Here is a 1,973-nt window from a genome sequence, read left to right as displayed (position 1 = left end):
ATTAGAGAGGGTCACACCTTCACCACTAATCTGATTTAGAATTTGGGCATTTGAAGGGTTACCGCTAAATGTAGCTTGAGCGTTTAATGTTAAGTTGGTGCAACAAAATAGAACCGCTACCAAAAGATATCTTTCGAAAAGCGTTATTAAGTCAAGATGAAAAAATTTAGGGGTAATTTTATTCATATAAGCGTCGATTTTATTACTCGTAATATTTTTCTTACAAAAGCCTTATTCAAACATTAAAGCTATTAATATTTGTTGACAATCTTTTGCTTTTTGTTGATAAACAAGCTTTTTCTGTCGGTTAATTTACGTAATGTGTCGGTGAATGGTTTTGAGCTGGCTTTATTTGATAAGAAGAAATAATGGAATAAAATAGGTTTTTCTTACAAAAAAATGAGGTTAATTGCCTTTAGGTGTATATTTTGTATGAATACGACTACATTTTTACTGTAAAACCTGTAGCTTTTAAAAAAGTGTTAAATTTTGCAGGGTTTTCTAAAATAAAAGCAAAAATTATTTTTTACTTGTAAAAAATAATAATATCAACGTAAGATACTATATTATAGCCTGTTAAAAGTGTGTTTGATACCTTTAATCTGTAAAACGTTTTACGAAATCTTACAACAAGTGCATTAAAATCGGGATTTGTAACGTTTATGTGTATAACTTAGGTGGGTTTCATCGCTAGTTGTGCCACGCTACCTAGTGCATAACAAACTACCGTAGGAATAAACCATGCCACTCCATAAGCGGATAATGGTAAAAGCTGTTGGAGGGGAGTAAGCGTTTCTATATTTATGCTTTCTAAAAATTCGGGGATGCTAAAAAGAATACATCCTAATACTGTAACTCTAAATACCAAAGTTGTGGCATATCGTTCAGGTAAGGCATTCAACAAAATTAAAGTAATAACTAGAGGGTAAATAAAAGCAAGTATTGGAACTCCAATTGTAATGATATAGGAGACTCCGGTCTGCCCGATAACGATACCAGCAATACAGGCTAATGTTACCGTTAGCGGGTAGATGGTTTTATTGCTTCGATTTAAACCTTGAAAGAAATCTGCAGTTCCGGTAACTACCCCTACAGCAGTTGTAAAACAGGCAAGAGCTACTAAAATGGAGAGCACAATATTTCCAGAGCTTCCCAAAGCTTCATAACTTAAAAGAGTAAGTAAATCTGTGCGCGACGGTTCTTCAGTTAAATTTGAAAACAGAGAACCGGCATAGATCAGCCCGGTATAAATAAGAAGCAAACCTATTCCGGCAATGAATGCAGCTTTAAAAAGGACTTTTCTTTTTTCGCCAACCGAACTTTCTTTGAATTTTATTTTTAAAGAGATTATGGCTAGCGCACCAATAACAATGGCGCCAATCGCATCATAGGTTTGATAACCTTCTAGAATCCCGGTGCTTACTACTTTAGTAATATGTTTATTATTCGCAATCGGTATTTCGGCAAGACAAAGGATTGCGATAATGGTGACTAAGATTAGCAAAAGCAGAGGCGTAAGATATTTACCCAAAAGGTCTAGCAGTTTTGACCGATTTAAAGCGCTAAGCAGTACCAATCCAAAATATATGGCGCTAGAAGTAAGTGAATTGATCTCAAAATAGGGCTCAATGGCCATTTCATAGGTTACAGAAGCTGTACGAGGGCCGGGAAGTGTAACCGAAACCAGATACACTAGAATGCAAAATACGGTGCTGAAGACCGGATGAATTTTAGTCGCAAAATCGAGCATCGTTCCTTGTAAGCGTGCGTGCGCTATAACACCTAGTATAGGTATAAATACTGCGGAAATGAAAAAACCTAGAGTAACCAGAAGCCAGTGGGTGCCGCTTAAATAGCCTAAATAGGGCGGAAGAATTAAATTTCCTGCTCCAAAAAATAAAGAGAATATTGCAAAACCTGTAACGAGTACTTCTTTGTTAAAACGCATATTGCTTGTAACTTTCAAACCGAAA

General features: G+C 35.8%; 1 protein-coding gene. It reads right to left on the bottom strand.

Translation table 11 applies throughout. The features are described 5' to 3' along the window. Positions 1-673: 673 nt before the first annotated feature. Complete coding sequence (gene brnQ / locus HCN54_RS13745) at positions 674-1,948, bottom strand: branched-chain amino acid transport system II carrier protein (protein ID WP_167598229.1); 1,275 nt, start codon at positions 1,946-1,948, stop codon at positions 674-676. Positions 1,949-1,973: the final 25 nt, after the last annotated feature.

The sequence above is a fragment of the Leeuwenhoekiella sp. ZYFB001 genome (assembly GCF_011784865.1).
GTDB classification, from domain to species: Bacteria; Bacteroidota; Bacteroidia; order Flavobacteriales; family Flavobacteriaceae; genus Leeuwenhoekiella; species Leeuwenhoekiella palythoae.
Note: the sequence above shows the minus strand (reverse complement) of the source record. Positions and strands in the feature narration are given on the sequence as shown.

What these genes read in the sequence shown, in the direction of transcription:
- brnQ (WP_167598229.1), bottom strand. Translation starts at nt 1,948, where the DNA reads ATGCGTTTTAACAAAGAAGTACTCGTTACAGGTTTTGCAATATTCTCT.